This window comes from Alcaligenes endophyticus (genome assembly GCF_026344035.1).
GTDB classification, from domain to species: domain Bacteria; phylum Pseudomonadota; class Gammaproteobacteria; order Burkholderiales; family Burkholderiaceae_B; genus Alcaligenes; species Alcaligenes endophyticus.
Window position 1 is genome coordinate 247,958 of sequence record NZ_JAPKND010000003.1, and the last position, 22,345, is coordinate 270,302.

General features: G+C 50.0%; 21 protein-coding genes. 9 read left to right on the forward strand and 12 right to left on the reverse strand.

The window, feature by feature from the left end; all coding sequences use genetic code 11:
• The first annotated feature begins 3 nt into the window (after positions 1-3).
• The 3 genes from obgE to OSH01_RS07710 all read left to right on the forward strand — a co-directional run bounded on the left by obgE (position 4) and on the right by OSH01_RS07710 (position 3,658).
• Positions 4-1,101, forward strand: coding sequence for a GTPase ObgE (gene obgE / locus OSH01_RS07700; protein WP_266123501.1), 1,098 nt, complete (start codon positions 4-6; stop codon positions 1,099-1,101).
• Between the two features lie 20 nt (positions 1,102-1,121).
• Positions 1,122-2,279 carry a glutamate 5-kinase gene (proB, locus tag OSH01_RS07705; protein ID WP_266123502.1) on the forward strand — a complete coding sequence of 386 codons (1,158 nt, stop codon included), beginning with the start codon at positions 1,122-1,124 and terminating at the stop codon, positions 2,277-2,279.
• 125 nt (positions 2,280-2,404) lie between these two features.
• Positions 2,405-3,658, forward strand: coding sequence for a D-amino acid dehydrogenase (locus OSH01_RS07710; RefSeq protein ID WP_266123503.1), 1,254 nt, complete (start codon positions 2,405-2,407; stop codon positions 3,656-3,658).
• 5 nt (positions 3,659-3,663) lie between these two features.
• Here OSH01_RS07710 and OSH01_RS07715 read toward each other — a convergent pair whose 3' ends face one another.
• Entirely contained in the window at positions 3,664-4,449 is a 786-nt protein-coding gene (locus tag OSH01_RS07715) for a DNA-binding response regulator (RefSeq protein ID WP_266123504.1), read from the reverse strand.
• Positions 4,450-4,560: 111 nt separating this feature from the next.
• Between OSH01_RS07715 and OSH01_RS07720 the strand changes: the two genes are divergently transcribed.
• The gene (locus OSH01_RS07720) at positions 4,561-4,962 is read left to right on the forward strand and encodes a helix-turn-helix domain-containing protein (protein WP_266123505.1); all 402 of its coding nucleotides are present in this window, start codon (positions 4,561-4,563) and stop codon (positions 4,960-4,962) included.
• 199 nt (positions 4,963-5,161) lie between these two features.
• Positions 5,162-7,078: a phosphomethylpyrimidine synthase ThiC gene (gene thiC, locus OSH01_RS07725; RefSeq protein WP_266123506.1), complete on the forward strand. Its 1,917-nt coding sequence runs from the start codon at positions 5,162-5,164 to the stop codon at positions 7,076-7,078.
• A 99-nt stretch (positions 7,079-7,177) separates the two neighbouring features.
• Here thiC and OSH01_RS07730 read toward each other — a convergent pair whose 3' ends face one another.
• The 6 genes from OSH01_RS07730 to OSH01_RS07755 form a co-directional block, all read right to left on the reverse strand.
• A complete protein-coding gene (locus OSH01_RS07730) occupies positions 7,178-7,834 on the reverse strand; it encodes an OmpA family protein (RefSeq protein ID WP_266123507.1) in 657 nt (218 codons plus the stop codon).
• A 145-nt stretch (positions 7,835-7,979) separates the two neighbouring features.
• Positions 7,980-8,978 carry a Bug family tripartite tricarboxylate transporter substrate binding protein gene (locus OSH01_RS07735; RefSeq protein ID WP_266123508.1) on the reverse strand — a complete coding sequence of 333 codons (999 nt, stop codon included), beginning with the start codon at positions 8,976-8,978 and terminating at the stop codon, positions 7,980-7,982.
• A 52-nt stretch (positions 8,979-9,030) separates the two neighbouring features.
• A complete protein-coding gene (locus tag OSH01_RS07740; RefSeq protein ID WP_290459505.1) occupies positions 9,031-9,762 on the reverse strand; it encodes an amino acid ABC transporter ATP-binding protein in 732 nt (243 codons plus the stop codon).
• A gap of 43 nt (positions 9,763-9,805) precedes the next feature.
• The gene (locus OSH01_RS07745; protein ID WP_266123509.1) at positions 9,806-10,900 is read right to left on the reverse strand and encodes an amino acid ABC transporter permease; all 1,095 of its coding nucleotides are present in this window, start codon (positions 10,898-10,900) and stop codon (positions 9,806-9,808) included.
• Positions 10,901-12,085: an amino acid ABC transporter permease gene (locus OSH01_RS07750; protein ID WP_266123510.1), complete on the reverse strand. Its 1,185-nt coding sequence runs from the start codon at positions 12,083-12,085 to the stop codon at positions 10,901-10,903.
• 98 nt (positions 12,086-12,183) lie between these two features.
• Positions 12,184-13,200: an amino acid ABC transporter substrate-binding protein gene (locus tag OSH01_RS07755; protein WP_266123511.1), complete on the reverse strand. Its 1,017-nt coding sequence runs from the start codon at positions 13,198-13,200 to the stop codon at positions 12,184-12,186.
• A 193-nt stretch (positions 13,201-13,393) separates the two neighbouring features.
• On the opposite strand from OSH01_RS07755, the gene OSH01_RS07760 reads away from it, so the two are divergent.
• The 3 genes from OSH01_RS07760 (at position 13,394) to mutY (ending at position 16,153) form a co-directional block, all read left to right on the forward strand.
• Positions 13,394-14,065 (forward strand): cell division ATP-binding protein FtsE, encoded by a 672-nt coding sequence (locus OSH01_RS07760; protein WP_266123647.1) that lies wholly within the window; start codon positions 13,394-13,396, stop codon positions 14,063-14,065.
• On the forward strand, positions 14,062-14,970 hold the full coding sequence (locus tag OSH01_RS07765; RefSeq protein WP_266123512.1) for a cell division protein FtsX: 909 nt from the start codon (positions 14,062-14,064) through the stop codon (positions 14,968-14,970). Before OSH01_RS07760 ends, OSH01_RS07765 begins: the two co-directional genes overlap by 4 nt.
• A 94-nt stretch (positions 14,971-15,064) precedes the next feature.
• Positions 15,065-16,153, forward strand: a complete 1,089-nt coding sequence (gene mutY, locus OSH01_RS07770; protein ID WP_266123513.1) for an A/G-specific adenine glycosylase — start codon at positions 15,065-15,067, stop codon at positions 16,151-16,153.
• On the opposite strand, the gene rodA is transcribed toward mutY, so the two are convergent.
• Genes rodA through OSH01_RS07795 form a run of 5 tightly spaced genes read right to left on the reverse strand, consistent with a single transcriptional unit; the run spans position 16,150 to position 21,767 of the window.
• Positions 16,150-17,295: a rod shape-determining protein RodA gene (gene rodA, locus OSH01_RS07775; RefSeq protein ID WP_266123514.1), complete on the reverse strand. Its 1,146-nt coding sequence runs from the start codon at positions 17,293-17,295 to the stop codon at positions 16,150-16,152. The two genes, mutY and rodA, sit on opposite strands and share 4 nt — an antisense overlap.
• Positions 17,292-19,211 carry a penicillin-binding protein 2 gene (gene mrdA / locus OSH01_RS07780; RefSeq protein ID WP_266123515.1) on the reverse strand — a complete coding sequence of 640 codons (1,920 nt, stop codon included), beginning with the start codon at positions 19,209-19,211 and terminating at the stop codon, positions 17,292-17,294. The genes rodA and mrdA overlap by 4 nt, the downstream gene beginning before the upstream one ends.
• Positions 19,212-19,222: 11 nt before the next feature.
• Complete coding sequence (mreD, locus tag OSH01_RS07785) at positions 19,223-19,801, reverse strand: rod shape-determining protein MreD (protein WP_266123516.1); 579 nt, start codon at positions 19,799-19,801, stop codon at positions 19,223-19,225.
• Positions 19,782-20,669: a rod shape-determining protein MreC gene (gene mreC, locus OSH01_RS07790; protein WP_266123517.1), complete on the reverse strand. Its 888-nt coding sequence runs from the start codon at positions 20,667-20,669 to the stop codon at positions 19,782-19,784. The genes mreD and mreC overlap by 20 nt, the downstream gene beginning before the upstream one ends.
• Positions 20,670-20,723: 54 nt before the next feature.
• Positions 20,724-21,767, reverse strand: coding sequence for a rod shape-determining protein (locus tag OSH01_RS07795; RefSeq protein ID WP_266123518.1), 1,044 nt, complete (start codon positions 21,765-21,767; stop codon positions 20,724-20,726).
• 267 nt (positions 21,768-22,034) lie between these two features.
• Between OSH01_RS07795 and gatC the strand changes: the two genes are divergently transcribed.
• Positions 22,035-22,343 carry an Asp-tRNA(Asn)/Glu-tRNA(Gln) amidotransferase subunit GatC gene (gatC, locus tag OSH01_RS07800; protein WP_266123519.1) on the forward strand — a complete coding sequence of 103 codons (309 nt, stop codon included), beginning with the start codon at positions 22,035-22,037 and terminating at the stop codon, positions 22,341-22,343.
• Positions 22,344-22,345: the final 2 nt, after the last annotated feature.

Genomic DNA, 22,345 nt, shown 5'->3' on the forward strand with positions numbered 1-22,345 from the left:
ATTATGAAATTCGTAGACGAAGCAACAATCGAAGTGATTGCAGGTAAAGGCGGTAATGGCGTAGCCAGTTTCCGCCGAGAAAAGTTTATTCCTTTCGGTGGCCCCGATGGGGGCGACGGTGGACGCGGTGGCAGTGTGTACGCCGTAGCAGACCGCAACATCAATACCTTAGTCGACTATCGCTATGCTCGTATGCATAGGGCACGTAACGGCGAGAATGGCCGCGGCTCTGATCAGTATGGCGCCTCAGGTACTGACATCACATTACGCGTACCGGTAGGAACCATGATTTTTGACGCGGAGACGGGCCAACAGCTATATGATCTGCGCAAAGACGGCGAGCAAGTCACCCTAGCACAGGGTGGCCACGGAGGTATGGGCAACCTACACTTTAAATCCAGTGTGAATCGCGCCCCACGCCAGTTTACTCATGGCAAAGAAGGCGAGCAACGCAAACTGCGTCTAGAATTAAAAGTATTGGCCGACGTCGGTCTGTTAGGCATGCCTAATGCAGGAAAGTCGACTTTTATTACTAAAGTTTCTAACGCTAAACCGCGTATCGCCGATTACCCTTTTACTACTCTACACCCGAATCTTGGCGTAGTACGCGCCTCTGCGGCGCATAGTTTTGTTATCGCCGACATTCCAGGTTTAATTGAAGGGGCTTCAGAAGGGGCAGGTTTAGGACATTTGTTTCTACGCCACTTAACCCGCACTCGTTTGCTATTGCACATACTTGATGTATCCACACTGGATCCAGACGTCGATGTAGTTGAAAAAGCCGTCACGGAAGCACGCGCGATTGTGGAAGAGTTGCGTCTATACAGTGAAGAACTGTATGAGAAACCACGCTGGCTTATCCTGAACAAACTAGACATGGTGGATAACCCGGAAGAGCTCAAAGCAAATATAATAGAAACGCTACAGTGGCAAGGACCAGTATTTAGCATCTCAGCACTGACTGGCGCAGGCACTCACGAGCTCGTTCTTAAAATTCAAGATTGGCTAGATCAACAACGCTTAACAGAGCAAGAAGCCCAAGATCGAGCGGCAGGCACCTATGTGCACAGCGACCCTCGCTTTGACGACTCGCGCTCCTGACCTCTTACCTCTTTAACTTGATGCACGCTTCAACACACATGTCCTCTATTGTTGCCTCATCTAAACGCCTGGTTGTCAAAGTTGGTTCTTCTTTAGTCACCAACGAAGGCAAAGGCATAGATATCAACGCGGTGGAGCAATGGGCAGCACAAATTGCGCAGTTGCATGCCCAAGGCTGCCAAATAGTATTGGTTTCAAGCGGCGCGATTGCCGAGGGTATGGCCCGCTTGGGCTGGCCTCGGCGCCCCAAAGCCATGAATCAACTACAAGCGGCAGCGGCTGTGGGGCAAATGGGACTCATCCAAGCCTATGAAGTGGCGTTTGCACGCCATGGCATACGCACCGCGCAAATTTTGCTCACTCACGAAGATTTGGCCTACAGGCACCGTTACTTAAACGCACGCAGTACGCTTTATACCCTGCTTGATTTAGGCGTGGTGCCTATCGTGAACGAGAATGACACCATCGTCACTGATGAAATTCGCCTAGGTGACAACGATACTTTGGGCGCCTTGGTCACCAATCTTATCGAAGCAGAAACACTGGTCATCCTTACGGATCAAAGCGGTTTGTATAGTGCCGATCCTCGTAGCAACCCCAGCGCCCGTTTTATCACCCATGCCCAAGCAGGCGACCCAGAATTGGAAGCCATGGCAGGCGGAGCTGGTAGTACGGTGGGTACGGGCGGCATGATTACCAAAATACTAGCTGCCAAGCGCGCGGCAAACAGCGGCGGGCATACGGTCATTGCTTCAGGCAGAGAACCTGATGTACTAGTGCGCCTAGCACGCGGCGAATCTATTGGCACTGAACTACAGGCTGTCCTACCGGTAAAATCGGCCCGACAACGCTGGATGGCGAATCATTTACGCACACGGGGCCGCTTAACTCTAGACCAAGGTGCGGTGGATGCGCTCACCCAGGGCCATAAAAGCCTGCTAGCAATAGGCGTAGTCCAAGTAGAGGGAGATTTTGGTCGGGGCGACGTAGTCGCTTGTGTTGACCAACACGGCGTGGAATGCGCGCGCGGTTTAATCAACTACTCTGCCGATGACACCCGCCGTATCAAAGGGCATCCTAGTCAACGTATTGCCGAAATCCTCGGAATTATGACTGACGCCGAGCTGATGCATCGCGACAATATGGTGTTTAACACGGAAAAGTTTGACTATAGATAAGCGCTTACAGCAAAAGGTTGGCCCAACCACTCGCTGACTGTTGTAATAGGTTGTAAACTTTCAAATTGATGAGCGTTCGGGCCGACCCTTCTTATATGCCCGAGCCCAAACCAGTAAGGGAACGTATGAGAATCGTCGTATTGGGTGCAGGTGTTATAGGCGTCACAAGCGCATGGTATCTGGCTCGTGAAGGCCATCAAGTTACTGTGGTTGATCGTTTACAAGGTTCGGCTCTAGAAACAAGCTTTGCCAATGCCGGGCAACTCTCTTTTGGTTACGCATCCCCTTGGGCGGCACCGGGCATTCCCCGCAAAGCTATTAAATGGATGTTTGACACGCATCCTGCACTGACTATCCGGCCTGATGGCAGCTTACATCAGTTGCAATGGCTCTACCAAATGTGGCGCAATTGCACCCCAGAACGTTATGCGGTCAACAAAGAGCGAATGGTGCGCTTAGCAGAATACAGCCGTCACTGCTTACACACGCTCCAATCCGAAACCGGCATTGCTTACGAAGGCCGCGAAAAAGGCACATTACAGGTTTTTCGAACCCAAGCACAAGTTGACGGCGTCGCCCCCGACATTCGCATACTAGAACAAGCCGGAGTGGCCCACCAACTGCTAAGCGCCCAAGAACTGGCCTCCATCGAGCCTGCTCTTGAGCATGTTGCTCACAAACTAAGCGGTGGTTTACACCTGCCTGATGACCAAACCGGTGACTGTCAAATGTTCACCCGTCAACTCACAGAAATGGCTAAGCAAGCTGGCGTCGAATTCAAATTCTCTCAGGGTATTCGTCACATACAAAGCCAAGGTCAACGCATCAGTGCCATCCAATGCGAGGATGAAACTCTCACTGCGGATGCTTACGTCGTTGCCCTAGGTTCGTGGTCCACACCTTTGTTGCATAAGCTTATCAAATTACCGGTTTATCCGTTAAAAGGCTATTCAATTACTGCCCCTATCGTAGATGAGACTCGTGCACCCATTTCCACTTTACTGGATGAAACCTATAAAATTGCTATCACCCGTTTTGATCAACGCATACGCGTTGGAGGCATGGCAGAAGTGGTAGGATTTAATAAAACCTTAAATCCAAAACGCCAAGCGACATTAAGCATGGTGTTAAGCGATTTATTCCCCGGTAGTTATCAAAGCCACGCTGATCTACAGTTTTGGACAGGCTTACGTCCCAAAACCCCTGATAGCACGCCTATTATAGGAAAAACAGCTTACGATAACCTGTACCTTAATACCGGTCACGGCACATTAGGCTGGACCTTAAGTACAGGCAGTGCCCAACTGTTAGCGGATATCATTTCAGGTAAAGAGACGGCTATCCGCTCTGATGATTTAGGGATTAGCCGTTACCACTAGTCTCTTTATTGCTGGCGTTGACTTCCGATCTCACATTCGGCAGAGAACATATAGCCCCAATTGTGGATGGAACGTATAGGCAGATCGGTAGCGTCGCGCTCAAATTTACGACGTAAGCGACTTACCAAAACCCCTAGACGATTCACCTCAGCCATACTGTATGAATGTTGCGACGCGGGCGTGTTGTCTGGGGCTAGACAACCCCGCTCATCAATGGCTTGTAGCAATTGTGCATGGGTGGCTTGGCGCTCGGGATGACGTAATAAGCAGTCAAAAAAAGAGCGCTCGGCCGAGGTTAAGGAAAATCGTTTGCCTGCTGGGCTACATAAAGCCCAGCCATTTTGCTCTAAACGCCAAAGATCAGTGGGCCGTTTATTGGCGACCATTGTCACTGGCAATTGACGCCTAAACATACTATAGGCGTAACACCCAAGCAGCTCAGGAGTGGCCGAAATAGGAAGAAGGCTGTCGGCACCACTTTGCAACGCTTGTAGTAAAGCCGATTCACTCCAGTCAGAAAGCAGCAGTATGCCCAAACGCGGATAACTCATGCGTAAACGCATGGTCAATGCCGTCAGCCCGTTTAACGTACCGGTTAGGCAGAGCAGTCCGGGCCATCCTCTATTTGTTGCATCACGGCGCTCTAAGGCGTCGCTAAGTGGTGCAAAGTCATCAAAAACACAAACAGAAAAGCCACGTTGCCGTAAAGCTTGGAACTGATCATCAGTTAAGGTTTGCCCATGATTTGGCAACGCTAGATGGAACACGGTAGGGCTTTGAACTTCCTGCATGCTTGACACCTCAATCAAAATGAGCAAAATTCACTAACCATGTCATTATAATCACGTTCGTTATGCTCATGCTATCACCACCGTGTTGTCACTAAGAACAATAATTCCTAGGTGGAACTCTTCAGTGATCGGCTACGCACAGCGCGCCAATATCGGAAACTCTCTCAAAGCTCCCTAGCCCGGCTTTGTGGACTGGCTCAAAGCGCTATTTCAAACTATGAAAACGGTACCCGTAAGGCACCCCGAGAAATACTCGTGCTTGCGCGCGCTTTACATGTAAGTCCCGAATGGCTACAAGAAGGCGTAGGAGAGATGCACTTGCAAGTGCAAGGAATACCTCAACTGTCTCAGACTGTAAAAGAAACCCCTAGCACGGATAGCGACGAGCATTGGCCCTTTGACAGTATTAGCCCACATGAGCTCAACGCTCTCGAACCGATTCAATTACAAGAAATAGAACGTGCATTACGCTTGATGCTCAATGGATTGACCGCAGGCAAGCAAGCCACCTAAAACTAATTGCTTATATAAAGATACGACGGGGCTTTTCGGCCTATACTACTTAGCACGCAGGGGTACTCGCATAAAAAGCGGGTTGAGACACACCCTCGTACCAGTACGGATAATGCCGATGCTGGGAGCGTGTACTACGGGTGCAATGCCCGGACTGTCATACTTCCTATATCGGCTCCTTTTTATTTTTGGAGCTGGAATGAATCAAAAAACCTCCCCATTTACCGCCAACACCGCCACGGTAGATCCCGCCGCGATAAAATCGCTCCCGTGTTCTAGTAAGGTGTACCAAGTTGGCTCTCGTCCTGATATACGCGTACCCTTTCGCGAAATTTCTCAACACGACACACCTAGCCATTTTGGCGCGGAACCCAACCCTCCTCTCACTGTGTATGACACTAGTGGTCCTTACACTGACCCTGACACACGCATTGATATCCGCAAGGGCTTACCTGCCCTACGGCAACAATGGATTACTGAGCGTCAAGACACCGAGCTCATGCCCGGTTTAAGCAGTCAGTATGGACAACAGCGCCTTGGCGACGACAAGCTACAAGACCTACGATTTGAACTCAGCCGTCAGCCTAGATGCGCGAAATCAGGGGCTAATGTGACTCAAATGCATTACGCTAGGCGTGGCATTATCACCCCCGAAATGGAGTTCGTCGCCATACGTGAAAACCTACGGCGCGAAATTTATTTAGAGTCGCTACACAATAGCGGCCCTAACGGGGCTGATATGGCCCGTAGGCTAAGCAAAGTGCATCCAGGCATGAGCTATGGTGCCAGCTTGCCTGAAAAAGTAACGCCAGAGTTTGTACGTGACGAGATCGCACGTGGCCGAGCCATTTTGCCTAATAACATCAACCACCCCGAAACAGAGCCCATGATTATTGGACGTAATTTTCTAGTGAAAATTAACGCCAATATCGGTAACTCCGCCTTAGGCTCCGATATCGGCGAAGAGGTTGAAAAAATGACCTGGGCCATACGTTGGGGCGCAGACACCATCATGGATTTGTCCACCGGTAAAAACATCCATGAAACTCGCGAATGGATCATTCGCAACTCACCCGTTCCGGTTGGTACCGTACCGATCTACCAGGCACTAGAGAAAGTAGGTGGGGTAGCCGAAGACCTCACTTGGGAAATTTTCCGCGATACGCTGATTGAGCAAGCAGAGCAAGGTGTGGATTATTTCACCATTCATGCGGGGGTGCGGCTCCCGTTTGTCCCCATGACCGCTAAACGAATGACTGGGATAGTGTCACGTGGCGGATCGATTATGGCAAAGTGGTGCTTAGCTCATCATAAAGAAAGCTTTCTTTATGAGCGCTTTGAAGATATTTGCGAAATCATGAAGCAATACGACGTCGCATTCTCCTTAGGCGACGGCTTGCGTCCAGGCTCAGGCTACGATGCCAACGATGAGGCTCAGTTTGCAGAGCTACGCACTTTAGGTGAGCTGACCCAAGTAGCGTGGCAACACGATGTTCAGGTCATGATTGAAGGTCCAGGGCATGTTCCCTTGCACCTCATTCCTGAAAACATGCAGATGCAGCTAGAGCACTGTCATGAGGCACCATTTTATACCTTAGGGCCGCTGGCCACCGACATCGCTCCCGGCTACGACCACATTACTTCTGGTCTAGGGGCAGCCATGATCGCTTGGCAAGGCACAGCGATGCTTTGCTACGTAACCCCTAAAGAACACTTGGGCTTGCCCAACAAAAAAGATGTGAAAGACGGCATCATCACTTATAAAATCGCCGCGCATGCTGCTGATTTAGCTAAAGGGCACCCCTCTGCTGCATTCCGTGATAATGCATTATCCAAAGCACGCTTTGAGTTCCGTTGGGACGATCAATTCAACTTGGGGTTAGACCCAGATACGGCGCGCGAATATCATGATGAGACCTTGCCCAAAGATTCGATGAAGGTCGCTCATTTCTGTTCTATGTGTGGCCCGAAGTTTTGCAGCATGAAAATCTCGCAAGATGTACGTGATTATGCCAAAGCAAAAGGCTTGGAAGAGCAAGCAGCCGTAGCCGAGGGTATGAAGGAAATGTCCATCCAGTTCGTACAGCAAGGTAGCAAGCTGTACCAAAAAGCCTAAATAAAAAAAGGCCAAACGTGGCAAGCAATTTTACCCGCTTGCCACGTTCTGTTTATCTTGGCCCGCCGCCCTAACGGCAGAGGGGCAACCCCATCATCATTATTGTTGGGGGGCGTACAAATACAACTCAACGCGGCGGTTTAAAGCACGACCTTCAGCCGTAGCATTGTTGCCTATAGGCTGACTATCCGCACGACCTTCAGCGATCAGACGATTACCGCCTACTCCCTGATGGCTTAGATATGTCGTCACCGCCTGAGCACGCTCACGCGACAAGACTTGGTTCGTTTGTAGCGAGCCGGTACTGTCTGTGTAGCCTACGGCTACGGCACGCAACTCGGGGTGTTGAATCAAAGCACGCGCAACACTATCTAATACCGGCAATAACGCTGACTTAAGCTGGTACTTGCCAGTATCAAAAGATACATGGCTAGGAATATTGACACGCAAAGAGCCGTCCGGCATCTCAGTAACATCTACCCCTAGATTGCTGGCACCGGATTGCTGCACGTCTTGCTTAATGCCTGACCAGTTATACCCCGCAATACCACCAGCCAACGCACCAATACCTGCCCCAATTAACGCTGCTTTACTGCTGTCGCCGATAATGGCCCCTAAACCCGCGCCAGCTGCGGCGCCTGCGCCTGCACCGATAGCCGTACGTCCACCCGTAGACTGAGTGGTAACACAAGCTGCCATTAAGGCCGTCATGCCTAGGCAAACACCAAATTTTGCAGTGCGTATGGAAATACTCATAAATCCTCTCGAGAATTAGACAAGCTTATTGTAAAAGGTGCTTGTAAGTGTCCCTATACTAGCAAGAGCCTAAGTATCTGGGCGTTACAGAGTGGTTCACTTTACCTAACTTAACATACATTCATGTAAGCCTTGCTGACCACTCTCAATACAATCGGGCTCCTGAGGCGGCCACTATATCTTCATATTTGGCCAGTTCATCACTGACCATTTGTGCAAACTCAGGCGCACTTAAAACGGCAGCCTCTGAGCCCATTTGTTTGAGAGTCTCGCGCACTTTAGGGTCTTGTAAGGCACGTGTATAGGCAAGATTTAGTTTTTCCACAATATCTGTAGGAGTACCGCCCGTAGCGAAAACACCAAACCAAGTCCCCAGGTCAAAGTTCTCTACTCCGGCTTGCTCCATTGTCGCTACATCAGGCAAAAAACTGGAACGCTCAACTGTAGTGACGGCCAGTGCCTTCAGGCGCCCTTCTTTGATCAATGGTGCGGCCGAGGCAAGGTTATCAAACATGAAATGAACCTCTCCCGCCAGCAAGGCTGTTTTAGCAGGGTTGGCCCCAGCGTACGGGACATGTACCGTATTAACATCGGTACGTGCATTCATCAACGCGCCTGCCAAGTGTCCAGCACTCCCGTTACCTCCCGAGGCATAATTCAACTCTCCAGGATGACGCTGTGCGTAATCAACCAAATCTGCCACCTGATTGATTTGATTGGCTTCGGCAAATGCTTGATTTACCACCAACACGTTCGGTACCGAGGCAACTAATGCCACCGGTTCAAAACTTTCTATGGGATCGAAAGGCAGATTACTATACAGCCAAGGGTTGATGGCATTAATTGCCACAGCCCCCATCACCAAGCTATACCCGTCGGGCTTAGCCTTAGCCACTAATCCGGCACCAATATTTCCTCCTGCACCGGCTTTATTTTCTACCACCACTGTGCCTAAGTCTTCTTTTACTTGCTGCGCCAGCAAGCGCGCCATGATGTCCAAAGGACCACCTGGAGGATAAGGCACCACGAACTGTATAGGCTTGCTGGGGTAACCCTCTGCCTGTACTGCTGTCCCTGCTAATAGCCCACCCAGGCTCAAGCATGCCGCCATCAAAGGACGATGCAGATAGCGCGTGATACTCATAAACCACTCCAAAAATAAATGTCAGGCGTTGTATAGACCGTAGGACATTATATTAGTGCAATATCTGCCCTAGGAAGGCTTGAGTACGTTCATTTTGGGGTTGATCAAAAAATATATCGGGTGGACTTTGCTCGATGATTTCGCCCTTATCCATAAAAATGACCCGGTCAGCTACCTTGCGCGCAAAATTCATTTCATGGGTGACGCACAACATTGTCATCCCGGTTTCAGCTAACCCCACCATCACATCCAATACCTCCTTCACCATTTCGGGATCTAAAGCAGAGGTAGGCTCATCAAACAACATAATTTTAGGTTTCATGCATAAGGAGCGAGCAATTGCTACCCTTTGCTGCTGTCCACCTGATAACTGACCAGGATATTTCTGCGCCTGCTCTGGGATCCGTACGCGCTCGAGATACTCCATAGCGATAGCTTCTGCCTCGGCCTTGGGGCGCTTCAATACCCAAATTGGGCCTAGAGTCAGGTTCTCAAGCACGGTCAAATGCGGAAATAAATTAAAATGCTGAAATACCATTCCCACTTCACGGCGGATCGCTTCAATCTGCTTTAAGTTATTACTTAACTCTACGCCATCTACCACTATATCCCCCTGCTGGTGCTCCTCTAGCCGATTGATGCAGCGTATTAACGTAGACTTACCTGAACCCGAAGGGCCGCAAATGACGATACGCTCACCCGCTGCCACTTGCAGGTTAATATCACGTAAAACATGAAACTGCCCATACCATTTATGTACATGCTTTAACTCAATAATGGCCATGCAACAACTCCTTAGAAGCCTATCAAGCCTCCATTGTTATCGATCACGCTCGTTCATGATCCGTGGCTAAGCGGCGCTCTAAAGAACGGCTATAACGCGAAATAGAATAACAATAAAGAAAATAAATCAGTGAGATAAAAATATATGCCTCGGCGCTAAAACCACGCCAGCTCGCATCTGCCAAGGCTGTTTTTGCCGCTTGGGTGAGATCAAAAATACCGATAATGACCACCAACGAGGTGTCTTTAAACAGCGAAATAAATATACCCACCAAAGGAGGAATAACTACTTTTAATGCTTGTGGCAAAATAATTTTGCGCATCGTTTGCCAATAGCTAAGGCCTATAGACTCCGCGCCTTCATATTGGCCCTTGGGAACCGCCTGCAAACCTCCACGAACGGTCTCTGCGATATAGGCGGCCGCAAATAAAATAATCGCAATTTGTGCTCGCAGTAGTTTGTCTATGGTAAAGCCAGCTGGTAAGAACAAGGGCAGCATCACTGACGACATGAACAACAAACTAATAAGCGGCACGCCACGAATCAGCTCGATATAGACCACACATAGTGCCTTGACTGCCGGTAGCCTGGAAGTGCGCCCCAAAGCCAGCAGCACACCCAACGGAAAGGCAAAGGCGATGCCAAAGGTAGCTAAAATTAGGGTCAGAGGCAAACCACCCCACAAGCTGTTGTCCACGTGAGTCAGTCCAAATACACCGCCCCACATCAACACTGCCACCACAAGCAGCCCCAAAAACCAAAATACGGGCAGCCATGGCTTCCAAAACCATCTTATGCAACTGCAAATTATCAAGGCTGTTAGCAATATAGTGGCTAACAAGGGGCGCCACTGTTGGGCATATGGATAAATGCCAAACAAAATTAAACGATGTTTTTCACGTATAAATGCCCAGCAAGCACCGCTTGCTTCGCGGCACTGCTGTGCCGTGGAGGCCTCAAAGTCGGCGTCAAAAAACAGCCAATTTAATGCCGCTGGCACGCTCATGAATAAAAACCATAAGCCCAGGACAGTAATAATGGTGTTTAAAGGCGTAGAAAATAAATTAAGACGTAACCACCCTAATACGCCGTGAGTTTGTTGAGGCGGTTGCAGTGCTACTTGGTTTGCGACGCTCATTTATCTCTCCACCAACGCAATGCGTTTGTTATACCAATTCATAAATAACGAAATCGATAAACTAACGGAAAGATATGCCGCCATAATAATTAAAATTCCTTCTATAGCTTGTCCTGTTTGGTTCAAGGTGGTATTTACCACCGAGACTATATCCGGATAACCTATGGCCACTGCCAAAGAGCTATTTTTAGTAAGATTTAAAAACTGGCTCGTCATGGGAGGAATAATGACCCGCAAGGCTTGTGGCAAAATGACTAATCGCATCAAACGTGCACGGCTCAACCCCAACGCTTCAGCAGCCTCCCACTGACCTTTGTTTACCGCTTGTATGCCCGCACGCACCACCTCAGCAATGAAAGCCGAAGTGTAGGTAATTAATCCGGCTAAAAGAGCGGCGAGCTCAGGTGAAAAACTGAGTCCATTAACAAAATTAAAGCCTTTTAGCTCGGGTATCTCGACCTCTAGCGGGGCACCAGCTAACCACCAACTTGCTAGGGGACATAACACTAGCAACACCCCAGCCGTACGCATCAAAGGAAATATCTGGCCACTACGCTCTTGCCGCTTACGAGCCCAATGTGCCAAAAGAACAATGATCAGTATGGCTATGCCTAATCCAGCAACAATCCAATCTAGGCCCCCGCCTACTAAGGCCGGTGTTTTCAAGCCACGATTTGACAGAAACACACCAGAAATTGGATTCCACGCCTGCCTTGGTCCAGGCATGGACTCGGTAATGAGTGCATACCAAAAAAATAGTTGTATCAATAGGGGAACATTGCGCATGACCTCGACGTAGACGGAGGCCAAGCGATTAATCAACCAATTCTTAGATAGTCGCGCTACCCCTAGCACCGTGCCCAATAAAGTGGCGGCCACAATCCCAATCACAGAGACTTTTAGCGTATTTACCAAGCCCACCACAATAGCCCGCCCATAAGTGTCCTGAGGGGAATAGGGGATGGAACTTTCACCTATAGCAAAGCCCGCCTCACGGCTCCAAAAGCCAAAGCCGGTAGAAATATTGCGTACTGCCAAGTTGTGCAGAGTATTCGATACTAAGTACCAAACCCCCATCCCGACTAAGCCCACAATGAGCACTTGATAAACCAGAGAGCGTATGAATGGATCGTGCCACGACAAACGCCAACGCGTTCTACGCGCTTTGGAAGTATAAGTATCCATACAGTGCTGCCATTGAATGCAATGCTAGATAGCATTGCGTTATGCGAAAGCCACTTTGCCCACAGGAGCAAAGTGGCAAGACTGCCAGAAATTGAATGTTACCTTACTGGCCAGCCGTACATCAGCCCACCATCACGCCACTGAGCATTTAAACCTCGCTCTAGTTTCAGAGGAGTTTGCATACCTAGGTTGCGATCAAACGACTCACCGTAGTTACCCACTTGCTTGATAATGTTGTAGGCCCATTTATTATCTACCTTGAGGCCTTTACCCATTTCGCCGCTCACCCCCAAAACGCGCTGAATATTTGGGTTGTCACTCTTTAGCTGCTCATCCACATTTTGCGAGTTAATACCGTATTCCTCGGCCTCTAACATGGCATTTAATGTCCAACGTACTAGAGCAAACCACTCATCATCGCCTTGTCTAACCATAGGGCCTAGCGGCTCTTTGGAGAAGTCTTCCGGCAAAATGATAAAATCGTCAGGACTGCCTTGCGAGGCGCGCATAGAGGCTAAACCAGACTTATCCGTAGTGAAAGCATCACAACGTCCAGAAGTAAAAGATCGCATCGCTTCTTCTGGGTTATTAATAACTACTGGGTTGAACTTAATCCCTTGGGCGCGGAACCAATCGGCTAAATTAAGTTCGGTTGTGGTGCCCGGTTGCACACATACAGCGGCACCATCTAGTTCTTTCGCACTATTCACCCCTAGCGACTTTTTAACCATAACACCTTGGCTATCATAATAATTCGTGCCGGTGCTCATCAGCCCTAAGGTTGTATCACGCGTGACCGTAGCGGTAGTATTACGTGTCAATACGTCAATCTCGCCAGACTGCAAGGCAGTAAAACGCTGTTGGGTAGTTAGCGGTGTAATTTTGAATTTATTCGCGTCACCAAAAATGGCTGCTGCGATAGCCCGGCAAGCATCGACATCTATGCCTGTCCAGTTACCCTTGCTATCGGCGATAGAAAAACCAGCAATACCGGTAGACGCCCCGCACTGCACAAATCCTTTCTGTTTTACGGCATCTAATGTTGAGTTGGCTGCGGCGTAACTGGAAAACCCAGCTAGAATGGCTGCAGAAGCGATGGCTTTAATTAACTTCATGCTATGTCACCTCCTGTTTACTTTTGGCAAAGGGATGCGGATTACAATGGAAGCAAGTTACAGGCCTCCAATCTAAAGGCTTAATGGTCAATGCCATATGGGGAATTTCCCTTTACTCGACTAAATAAGTAGATAGCTTGGCCTGCGATAGCAGCACCTTATGCTCTCGATAACCGTTCCGACTGCGAGCACCATGATAGAGTTTCAACACGTATTCAAATCTTACGGCCGAGGCAAGAATATTCTTGCGGACATTAATTTTTCTGTCGACGCTGGCGAATTCGTTTTTGTTTCTGGCCCTTCAGGAGCAGGCAAGTCTACGCTGCTACGTTTGATTGGTGGCTTAGAACCGCCTAGCCGAGGCTCTGTCAAACTTAAGGAGCATCGCATTGATCAGTTGTCTGCCCGTGCACGCCCTTATTTACGGCGTGCCGTGGGCGCAATCTTGCAAGACACTCACCTACTGTATGACCGCAGTGCGCTGCAGAATGTAATGGTGCCCCTTGCCGTCATTGGACTAGACTCCCGCACTGCGCAAGCCCGCGCTCGTGCAGCCATGGAAAAAGTAGGACTAGCAGGCAAAGAAGCGCACAACCCCGTCGAGATGTCCGGGGGAGAACAACAACGTCTGGCGATTGCGCGTGCCATTGTTAATCGTCCCGCTATCCTCATTGCAGACGAGCCTACCGCCAACCTCGATGCCGAAAGCGCACGCCGCATTATGGATGTTTTCCGTGATTTTAATCGCGTCGGAGTCACCACCCTGATTGCTTCACACGATAGACGCCTCATGGCCAACTATGCACGCCGAACACTGTTAATTGAGGCTGGACGTTTCAGTGATTTCCCCGGAGTGCAAGCATGAAACGTTGGCTAAGATACCACCACTACGCCTTTCAAGTCGCCTTACGCCGCCTGTCTGTGCAGCCTTTTTCTTCCGTGGCAAACCTGCTGGTTATCGCTCTCACGTTAGCCATACCAATCTTGGGTGGCGCCCTCTTGCAATCGGCTCAACCGGTGGTGCGCGAAATCCCCATCTCTCCCGAGCTCACGGTGTTTATGCAGCAAAATGCTGAACTTAGTGCTGCTCAAAACACGGCTAGCCAAGTCCAAGAGCGTTTCGGCGAACTCCTTGCAGGCGTAAGAACGATTGAGCGTGACCAAGCCCTAGCAGGACTAAAAAACAACCCAGCCTGGAGCGAGGCATTAGCCGTGCTACCCGATAATCCTTTACCACATGCAGTCGTCATCACACTGTTGGATGCTCCTGACTTATCGGCCCGGGCAACCACTCTAGCCACTGAGTTGCAAACCTGGCCCCAGGTCGATACCGTGCAACTGGATAGCGAATGGGTACAACGCTTAGAATCTATCCTGCACTTTATTGAAATTGGCTTCTGGATCGTCGTGGCCGGTGTCAGCATCGTGGTCATTGCCACTGTTTTTAATACCGTGCGCCTACAAGCGCTTAGCCAACGAGAAGAAATTGCCGTAGCACGTTTAGTGGGTGCCGACGAGGGGTTCGTTCGTCGCCCTTTTCTATACTTGGGTGCTTTAACAGGCCTTGCAGCCAGCGCTTTAGCGTGTACCATTGCCTGGCTTGCGCTCATCCCTCTTAATCAAGCTCTTGACCAACTTGCGGCCAGTTACGGCACTCAAATCGTTTTACATATGCCCAGCTCCTCTATGCTGCTTACCGGTGCCATCGCTGTCGCTATTTTGGCCGCCACAGCCGCTCGCTGGTCCGTCACACGGCACACTCAATTCTAGCCCACTAGGCGCCAGCCCGCGCTTGGGCTGGCGCCCCTAGGAGCATGGTAAAATGAAGCTTACCTACACAGGCTTTCTTTTTGCTCTGATCTAGATGCCCTCTTCCCTGCAAGACTTAGCTTCCTTTGCCCCTCAGGTTGTTGCTTGGCAACGAACTCACGGTCGTCATCACCTGCCTTGGCAAAACACCCAAGACCCTTACCGTGTATGGCTGTCAGAAATCATGCTGCAGCAAACTCAGGTTGCCACAGTACTGGCATATTACACGCGCTTTCTTGAGCGATTTCCCACAGTCGCCAGCCTTGCGAAAGCAGAGCAAGAAGACGTCATGCCGTACTGGGCAGGTCTTGGTTACTACGCCCGGGCGCGCAACTTACATCGCTGCGCGCAAACTGTCATGCTGCAATGGGACGGCCAGTTTCCTACTCAAGCGGAACAACTAGCCAGCTTGCCCGGCATAGGCCGCTCTACAGCTGCAGCCATTGCGGCATTTTGCTTTGGGGCCCGCACGCCAATTATGGACGGCAATGTAAAACGCGTCTTCACCCGTTATTTTGGCGTGTATGGAGAAACGCAAAAACGAGCCGTCGAGCAGGCACTATGGACTATCGCTGAAGATATTGTGGCGCAAGCCCCCGGCACCTTGGATATGGCTGCCTATACTCAAGGGCTGATGGATCTAGGCTCGCAATGCTGTACACGGACCAAGCCCGACTGTCAGCGCTGCCCCTTGCAAAGCAATTGTTATGCCCGTTTACATCAGGTACAGAACGAGCTACCCACTAAAAAGCAACGCAAACAGCAAGACGAACGTTACTGCCACATGCTAATCGTGCGTAGTGGTGATGAAATCTTGTTGGAACAGCGTCCCGACCAAGGTATTTGGGGGGGCTTGCTAAGCTTACCGGAAGTAAGCGACGAAAATGAGTTGATGAGCTTGGCTCGACATTATGACCCACACGCAGAACCTATACGTTTAGCCAGTTTTCAGCATGTATTTTCGCATTTCAAACTGCATATTAGCCCTTGGCTGTGCCAAGTGAAGCTTCCTATGCTTGCTGAACCACAAACAAAACATAGCCTGTGGATGCCCACCAACAAACTGGATCAAGCGGCCTTACCTGCCCCTGTGCGTAAAGTGCTCGACGGCTTATTTCCGCCCAGCGAGACAGCATTGTTTTAAATTTGCTTAGGTGGCCCCTTACTACGACTAACGCTCATTAAGATGCCGCAGGCCACGCCAAGCGTCATCAAGGCTGTGCCGCCGTAACTTAAAAAGGGCAACGGAACCCCCACCACGGGCAAAATACCCGTCACCATTCCAATATTAACGAACACATAAACAAACAACATCATAGACATAGAGCCCGCCAACAAGCGCTCAAACTGGGTATGTGCTGCCACTGTTATGCTTAAGCCTCGTGCAATCATGAGCCCATACAACACCAATAGCATCACCCCACCGTACAGGCCAAACTCCTCGGCAAAAACAGCAAAAACAAAGTCTGTTGTACGTTCGGGTATGAAATCCAGATGTGACTGCGTACCAGCCATATAGCCCTTGCCATACACGCCACCCGAACCTATGGCAATCATGGACTGAATAGTATGAAAACCTTTGCCTAGAGGGTCGCTGCTGGGGTTAAGCAACGTACACACTCGGTGTTTCTGATAATCGCGTAACACAACCCAGTCAAAGTCTGGCTGGCATATGGTGTCTTCATAATAAAGTAGCCCGCCTATCACAACCAGCAGCATCAACACGACTGGGGCCAATAACTTAAACGATAAGCCGGCAAAGTAAATCACGCAAAAGCCTGCCGCAAACACTAATAAGGCCGTACCTAGGTCAGGCTGTTTTACAATCAATAAAAATGGCACCAACAGTAAAAAAGCAGCGCCTAGAAAATCGAACAAGCGTAAAGACCCTGTCTGATTTCGATCAAAAAACCACGCCACCATTAGCGGTACGGCGATTTTAGACATTTCTGAAGGTTGAATACGCGTGAAACCTACATCTAGCCAGCGCGTCGCACCTTTGCTAGTGGCCCCAAAGAACTCTACACCTAGCAATAAAGTGACGGCTACCACATACACTAAAGGAGCCAGCACTTTCCAGCCTTTGGGTGAAATCAGGGCTGCGGTCCACATCACCAAAAAAGCCAATAAGAAATGATGCGTCTGATCCGCAAAACGACCGCCTGTGCTACCCACTGCCGAGTGCATAACAGTCAGCCCCAAAGCGGCCATCAAGCACAATAAAATCAGCAAAGGCCAATCAAAGGCCGTCAGCGCCCGCAGAGCAAAAAAATAAATTTTTTTCACGGCGCCGCTACCTCTTCTGTTTCCGCAATCACGTCTTGTTCTAACACAGGAGCGCTTTTGAGCTCAGGCCGATCTACCAGCCAATAATCAAACACTTTACGGGCAATAGGAGCAGCAACAGCTCCGCCCCAGCCAGCATTCTCGGCAATCAGGGCAACCGCAATTTGAGGATTGTCAGCCGGCGCATAGGCCATAAATAGGGCATGATCACGCAAACGTTCATCAATAGCACTGGCATTGTATTTAGCCCCACGCAAGCTAAACACTTGGGCCGTTCCTGTTTTCCCCGCCGCTTGGTAAGGTGCGCCGGCAAAAGCTCGGCGTGCTGTACCATGCTGAATAACCCCTTTCATCGCTTGTTTAACCAGTTGTACGTGCTCAGACTTTAAGGGAATTGTATGGGTGCTGACCCGCACCGTTTCTAAAATTTGATCGGTATACGGATTCACGACCTGACTGACCAAATGTGGTGTCATGTACAGCCCGTTATTAGCCAAGGTAGAGGTTGCCTGAGCCAATTGCAGCAAAGTAAACGAGTTATAACCTTGGCCTACTGCAACAGAAATACTTTCCCCCGCATACCAACGTTGCTGCGCGGGCTGCTTAGCAAAGGCACGACGTTTCCAATCCGTAGAGGGCAAAATACCTTGACGCTCACCATCCAGGTCAATGCCGGTCACTTGTCCAAACCCAAAAGGCTTCATGAAGTCGTGCAAATTATCTACACCGATTTCAGGCCCTAAAGAATAAAAATAGGTATCTGAAGACACAACCAATGCACGATGCATATCCGTAGGCCCATACACAGCGCCTCCGGCGTTACGGAACCGTTGCCCACCGAATTCGTAATAGCCCGGGTCGGGAAAACGATCTCCTGCCTTACGCTTATTAAGTTCTAATGCCGCCAAGGCGACAAACGGCTTATAAGTAGAGCCAATTGGATAGGTCCCATATAAGGGACGATTAATCAGCGGATGATCAGGCGATTCATTTAATTTGCGCCAATTTTCTACATCAATACCATCAATAAATAAGTTAGGGTCAAAAGAAGGGGCGGACACTAACGCCAATATTTCCCCTGTAGCAGGCTCTATCGCGACTAAAGCCCCTCGCCTACCAGCGAACTCGGCCTCAGCGATTTTTTGCAGGTTAATATCTAGGGATAAGCGCAAATTCGACCCAGGAACGGGGTCAACGCGATCCAACGAGCGCACAGGGCGACCAGAAGCAGCCACCTCCACCTCTTCCACACCAGTGCGACCATGCAATTGCGCTTCCCAGGTTTTTTCGATCCCTTTTTTACCAATGACTTGCGTGCCCCGATAATTGCCTAGCTCACCGCTTTCCTCTAAGCGATTACGATCCGCCTCGGAAATACGTCCCACATAACCAATAACGTGCGCAGCCGACTCACCTTCAGGATATTCCCTCACCCAACGGGCTTGTAAGCTAACACCAGGAAACTCGTAAGAACGGGTGGCAAACCAAGAGGCCTCCTCTTCATTCACGTTAGACCGTAAAAGAATCTCAGCATAGCGACTGCTCTGCTCTGCCGCACGCGTAAATAAGCGTCGATCTCGCGGACTCAGATGCACCAACTGTCCCAAGCGATCCAACATATCATTGATCGGCTCACCTATTTTTGCGGGCACTACGGACAAGGTATAGTCACGATAGTTACGGGCTAATACAACACCATTGCGATCTAAGATTTCGCCTCGACGGGGCGTGATGGGTACGACGGCGATACGGTTTTGGTCCGCTCGCGCCGCTAAGCCTTCGTAACGCACGACTTGTAAATACCATAAGCGCGCACCTAATATTCCAAATAAGGCTATGGCGACCAAACCCGCCACGCAGGCTCGAATCAGCGTGCGCTTGCGTTGTAAGTGGGTCGTCTGCTTGAATTCGAACATAACAATGCGGCTTAACTGCTGCCCGCGTCTGCATCATCCAGACGACGTTGGGGCAGGAACATAAGAATGTCGACTAAGGGCCAAATTGCTAGCGTCAGTAACGTAGCCCCCACCCACGACCAGCCCCCCCACTCCCCTGCTACCCAAGCATGGGCCAATCTACCAACAAGCTGAGCGAATAAAAATATTGGCAGCATATGTAACACATGGGTCCACACATTAAATTGCAGCATGCGCTTACGTAACACGCGGGCACCAAACACCACAATGACATAAGTCAGACTATGTTCGCCCAGCATTGCCCCATCATGCACATCCATCAGTAAGCCCAATACAAAGGCTAAACTAAGCGGTACCCGATGAGGCGCATGCACAGCCCAAAAAGCCAACATCAGTAGCAGCATATCAGGGGCGTAGATCCACAAACGCCAAGGCAACAGGGAAATCATCCATGTTACAAACAGGCTGCCCCATACCCACAAGGGATGACACTCTCTCAGAAATGGCTGACTATCGATAGGCTGAAGATCACTCAGTTGTGAACGTCTAAGCTTATTTGGTGAAGCCTGCTTACTGCTTTTGCTCACCATGGACCTGATTATCCTGTAAATCGGGTTTATCGGAAACAGAGACTAGCAACACGAGAAAGTGACGGTAACGCTCTGGATGGGATAACGGTTTGAGCACCGCCAATGCAAACCCTGAAGCAACGTCACGTTCGATACGCTCGACAGTACCAACAGGCAAGCCTGCGGGAAACAAGCCTCCTATGCCGCTAGTGATAAGAGTATCACCTTCTTCCAGATCCACATCAGCCGTAAGGTAACGAGCCTCGATGCGACCAGCCTGATTACCACCAAAAGCAATTAAACGCAGGCCGTTACGCAGCACTTGTACCGGAATGGATACCTTGTCGTCAGTCAGCAGAGCCGCCTCGGACGTAAAAGGCGTGACACGCATAATTTGCCCGACCACCCCACCCTCATCAATCACAGGCATACCCGGCATGATACCGTCAGCCGAACCCTTATTAAAGACGAGGTGATGCGAGAACGCATTGGGCGGCTCATAAAACACTTCTACGGCCACAGAGGACTGCGTGACCGTATCGGAGACCTGTAACAAACGACGAAGTTGCTCGTTTTCCGATAGTAATTGGGCGGCATGTGTAGAAAGCTGTGCTAACTCAATGCGCTGACGCTGCAGCGCTTCTTTTTCCGAGCGCGCCATTGAGGCTGCATCGGTCCAGCTACTAAAATAGGTCAGTAAGTCACGCGGCGCCATCACGGCACGCTGAAAAGGATAAATCGCCACCGCCAGCGCTTCTCGTGCTGGCTGCAGAATCGTCCAGCGCGCATCGATAACAATCAAACACGCAGCCACCAGCAAGAATCCAGCCGCCCGCAACTCTATGGCTGGTCCTCGCTTAAAGAGCCTCAGTGTTCCTTGTTCTTGCATCGCCTTTCGTTCCCGCATCAAGCGCTATCGCTAGCGCCTGGCTGCTGGCAGGGGTCAATCGTATATAAAAACGGCACCTAAACGTTCCAAATGCTCGAGGGCCTCACCACATCCGCGTACCACGCATGTCAGGGGGTCTTCGGCTACTACTACCGGTAAACCAGTTTCCTCTTGCAGCAAGCGGTCCAAATCATGCAACAAGGCTCCGCCACCGGTTAAAGCAATACCTTTATCGGTAATATCCGACCCTAACTCGGGAGGTGTCTGCTCTAAGCCAGTTTTTACGGCCGATACAATCTGATTTAGAGGGTCGGTTAGGGATTCTAGAATCTCGTTGGAGGACACCGTAAAGCTACGTGGCACCCCCTCAGACAAGTTACGCCCTTTCACTTCAATTTCCCGGATCTCTGTGCCTGGAAAAGCGGAACCAATCGTTTTCTTAATCAATTCAGCGGTGGGTTCGCCGATTAACATCCCGTAATTACGACGGATATAGTTGATGATCGCTTCATCAAACTTATCCCCACCTACTCGCACAGACCCCTTGTAGACCATACCCCCCAAAGAGATGACAGCTACTTCGGTGGTACCCCCGCCAATATCGACCACCATAGAGCCACTGGCATCGGAAACAGCCAGCCCAGCGCCTATCGCGGCAGCCATGGGCTCCTCGATCAGATAAACCTGACTTGCGCCGGCCCCTAAGGCTGACTCACGTATGGCACGACGTTCAACTTGAGTAGAGCCACAAGGAACGCACACAATAATACGCGGGCTAGGCGCAAACATACTGCGTGGGTGTACCATGCGTATAAACTGCTTGAGCATTTGCTCGGTCACCGTGAAATCGGCAATAACGCCATCCTTCATGGGACGAATCGCTTCTATATTGCCGGGCACTCGTCCCAGCATTTGTTTAGCCTCTTGGCCAACTGCTTGAATAATTTTTTTACCACTCGGGCCACCTTCGTGGCGAATGGCGACAACAGACGGTTCATCCAGTACGATGCCTTTACCTCTGACAAAAATCAGAGTATTGGCTGTACCGAGGTCGATCGCCATATCGCTGGAGAAATAACTGCGTAGGAATCCGAACATGGGCGCGCAACGTATTAAGTGTTTGGGAAGGACTACAGGTAAATTCGACGCGGAACTCTAGCGTGAACGGCAAGCGCAAGAACCAGGCAGCGAATTAAAATACCCCTGGGAAAGAAACGCTCAATGATAACTTATAATTGAGCACTCATAGGACTGTTTTAGTGGTCAGATAAATTCCGTAACCACTATAAGCCTTTAAAATGGGGGTTTCTGTCGTTAAAGATAGATTTTCTGCCATATTTTATTACTTTTTACAGATCATTTTTTATGTCTATCAATCAGCAGGACGTTGCCCACATCGCCCAACTGGCGCGGATCGACTTATCCGCCGAGCAGTCTGCGCAAGTTGAACAGGACTTCACACGCATACTCGGACTCATACAGGCTTTACAAACAATCGATACAAGTGGTGTCGAGCCTATGTATCACCCTTTATCTGCACACCAGAACATTAGCTTACGTCTACGCGAAGACCATGCTGAAGCCACTCGCAGCCAAGCAGAGCGTCAAACCATGATGCGTAACGCCCCCGCCGAACAAGATGGCTTGTTCCTGGTACCCACGGTCATAGAATAAAC

Coding starts and splice junctions, on each gene's coding strand:
- obgE (WP_266123501.1), top strand. CDS start 4: ATGAAATTCGTAGACGAAGCAACAATCGAAGTGATTGCAGGTAAAGGC.
- proB (WP_266123502.1), top strand. CDS start 1,122: ATGCACGCTTCAACACACATGTCCTCTATTGTTGCCTCATCTAAACGC.
- OSH01_RS07710 (WP_266123503.1), top strand. CDS start 2,405: ATGAGAATCGTCGTATTGGGTGCAGGTGTTATAGGCGTCACAAGCGCA.
- OSH01_RS07715 (WP_266123504.1), bottom strand. CDS start 4,449: ATGCAGGAAGTTCAAAGCCCTACCGTGTTCCATCTAGCGTTGCCAAAT.
- thiC (WP_266123506.1), top strand. CDS start 5,162: ATGAATCAAAAAACCTCCCCATTTACCGCCAACACCGCCACGGTAGAT.
- OSH01_RS07730 (WP_266123507.1), bottom strand. CDS start 7,834: ATGAGTATTTCCATACGCACTGCAAAATTTGGTGTTTGCCTAGGCATG.
- OSH01_RS07735 (WP_266123508.1), bottom strand. CDS start 8,978: ATGAGTATCACGCGCTATCTGCATCGTCCTTTGATGGCGGCATGCTTG.
- OSH01_RS07740 (WP_290459505.1), bottom strand. CDS start 9,762: ATGGCCATTATTGAGTTAAAGCATGTACATAAATGGTATGGGCAGTTT.
- OSH01_RS07745 (WP_266123509.1), bottom strand. CDS start 10,900: ATGAGCGTCGCAAACCAAGTAGCACTGCAACCGCCTCAACAAACTCAC.
- OSH01_RS07750 (WP_266123510.1), bottom strand. CDS start 12,085: ATGGATACTTATACTTCCAAAGCGCGTAGAACGCGTTGGCGTTTGTCG.
- OSH01_RS07755 (WP_266123511.1), bottom strand. CDS start 13,200: ATGAAGTTAATTAAAGCCATCGCTTCTGCAGCCATTCTAGCTGGGTTT.
- OSH01_RS07760 (WP_266123647.1), top strand. CDS start 13,394: ATGATAGAGTTTCAACACGTATTCAAATCTTACGGCCGAGGCAAGAAT.
- OSH01_RS07765 (WP_266123512.1), top strand. CDS start 14,062: ATGAAACGTTGGCTAAGATACCACCACTACGCCTTTCAAGTCGCCTTA.
- mutY (WP_266123513.1), top strand. CDS start 15,065: ATGCCCTCTTCCCTGCAAGACTTAGCTTCCTTTGCCCCTCAGGTTGTT.
- mrdA (WP_266123515.1), bottom strand. CDS start 19,211: ATGTTCGAATTCAAGCAGACGACCCACTTACAACGCAAGCGCACGCTG.
- mreD (WP_266123516.1), bottom strand. CDS start 19,801: ATGGTGAGCAAAAGCAGTAAGCAGGCTTCACCAAATAAGCTTAGACGT.
- mreC (WP_266123517.1), bottom strand. CDS start 20,669: ATGCAAGAACAAGGAACACTGAGGCTCTTTAAGCGAGGACCAGCCATA.
- OSH01_RS07795 (WP_266123518.1), bottom strand. CDS start 21,767: ATGTTCGGATTCCTACGCAGTTATTTCTCCAGCGATATGGCGATCGAC.
- gatC (WP_266123519.1), top strand. CDS start 22,035: ATGTCTATCAATCAGCAGGACGTTGCCCACATCGCCCAACTGGCGCGG.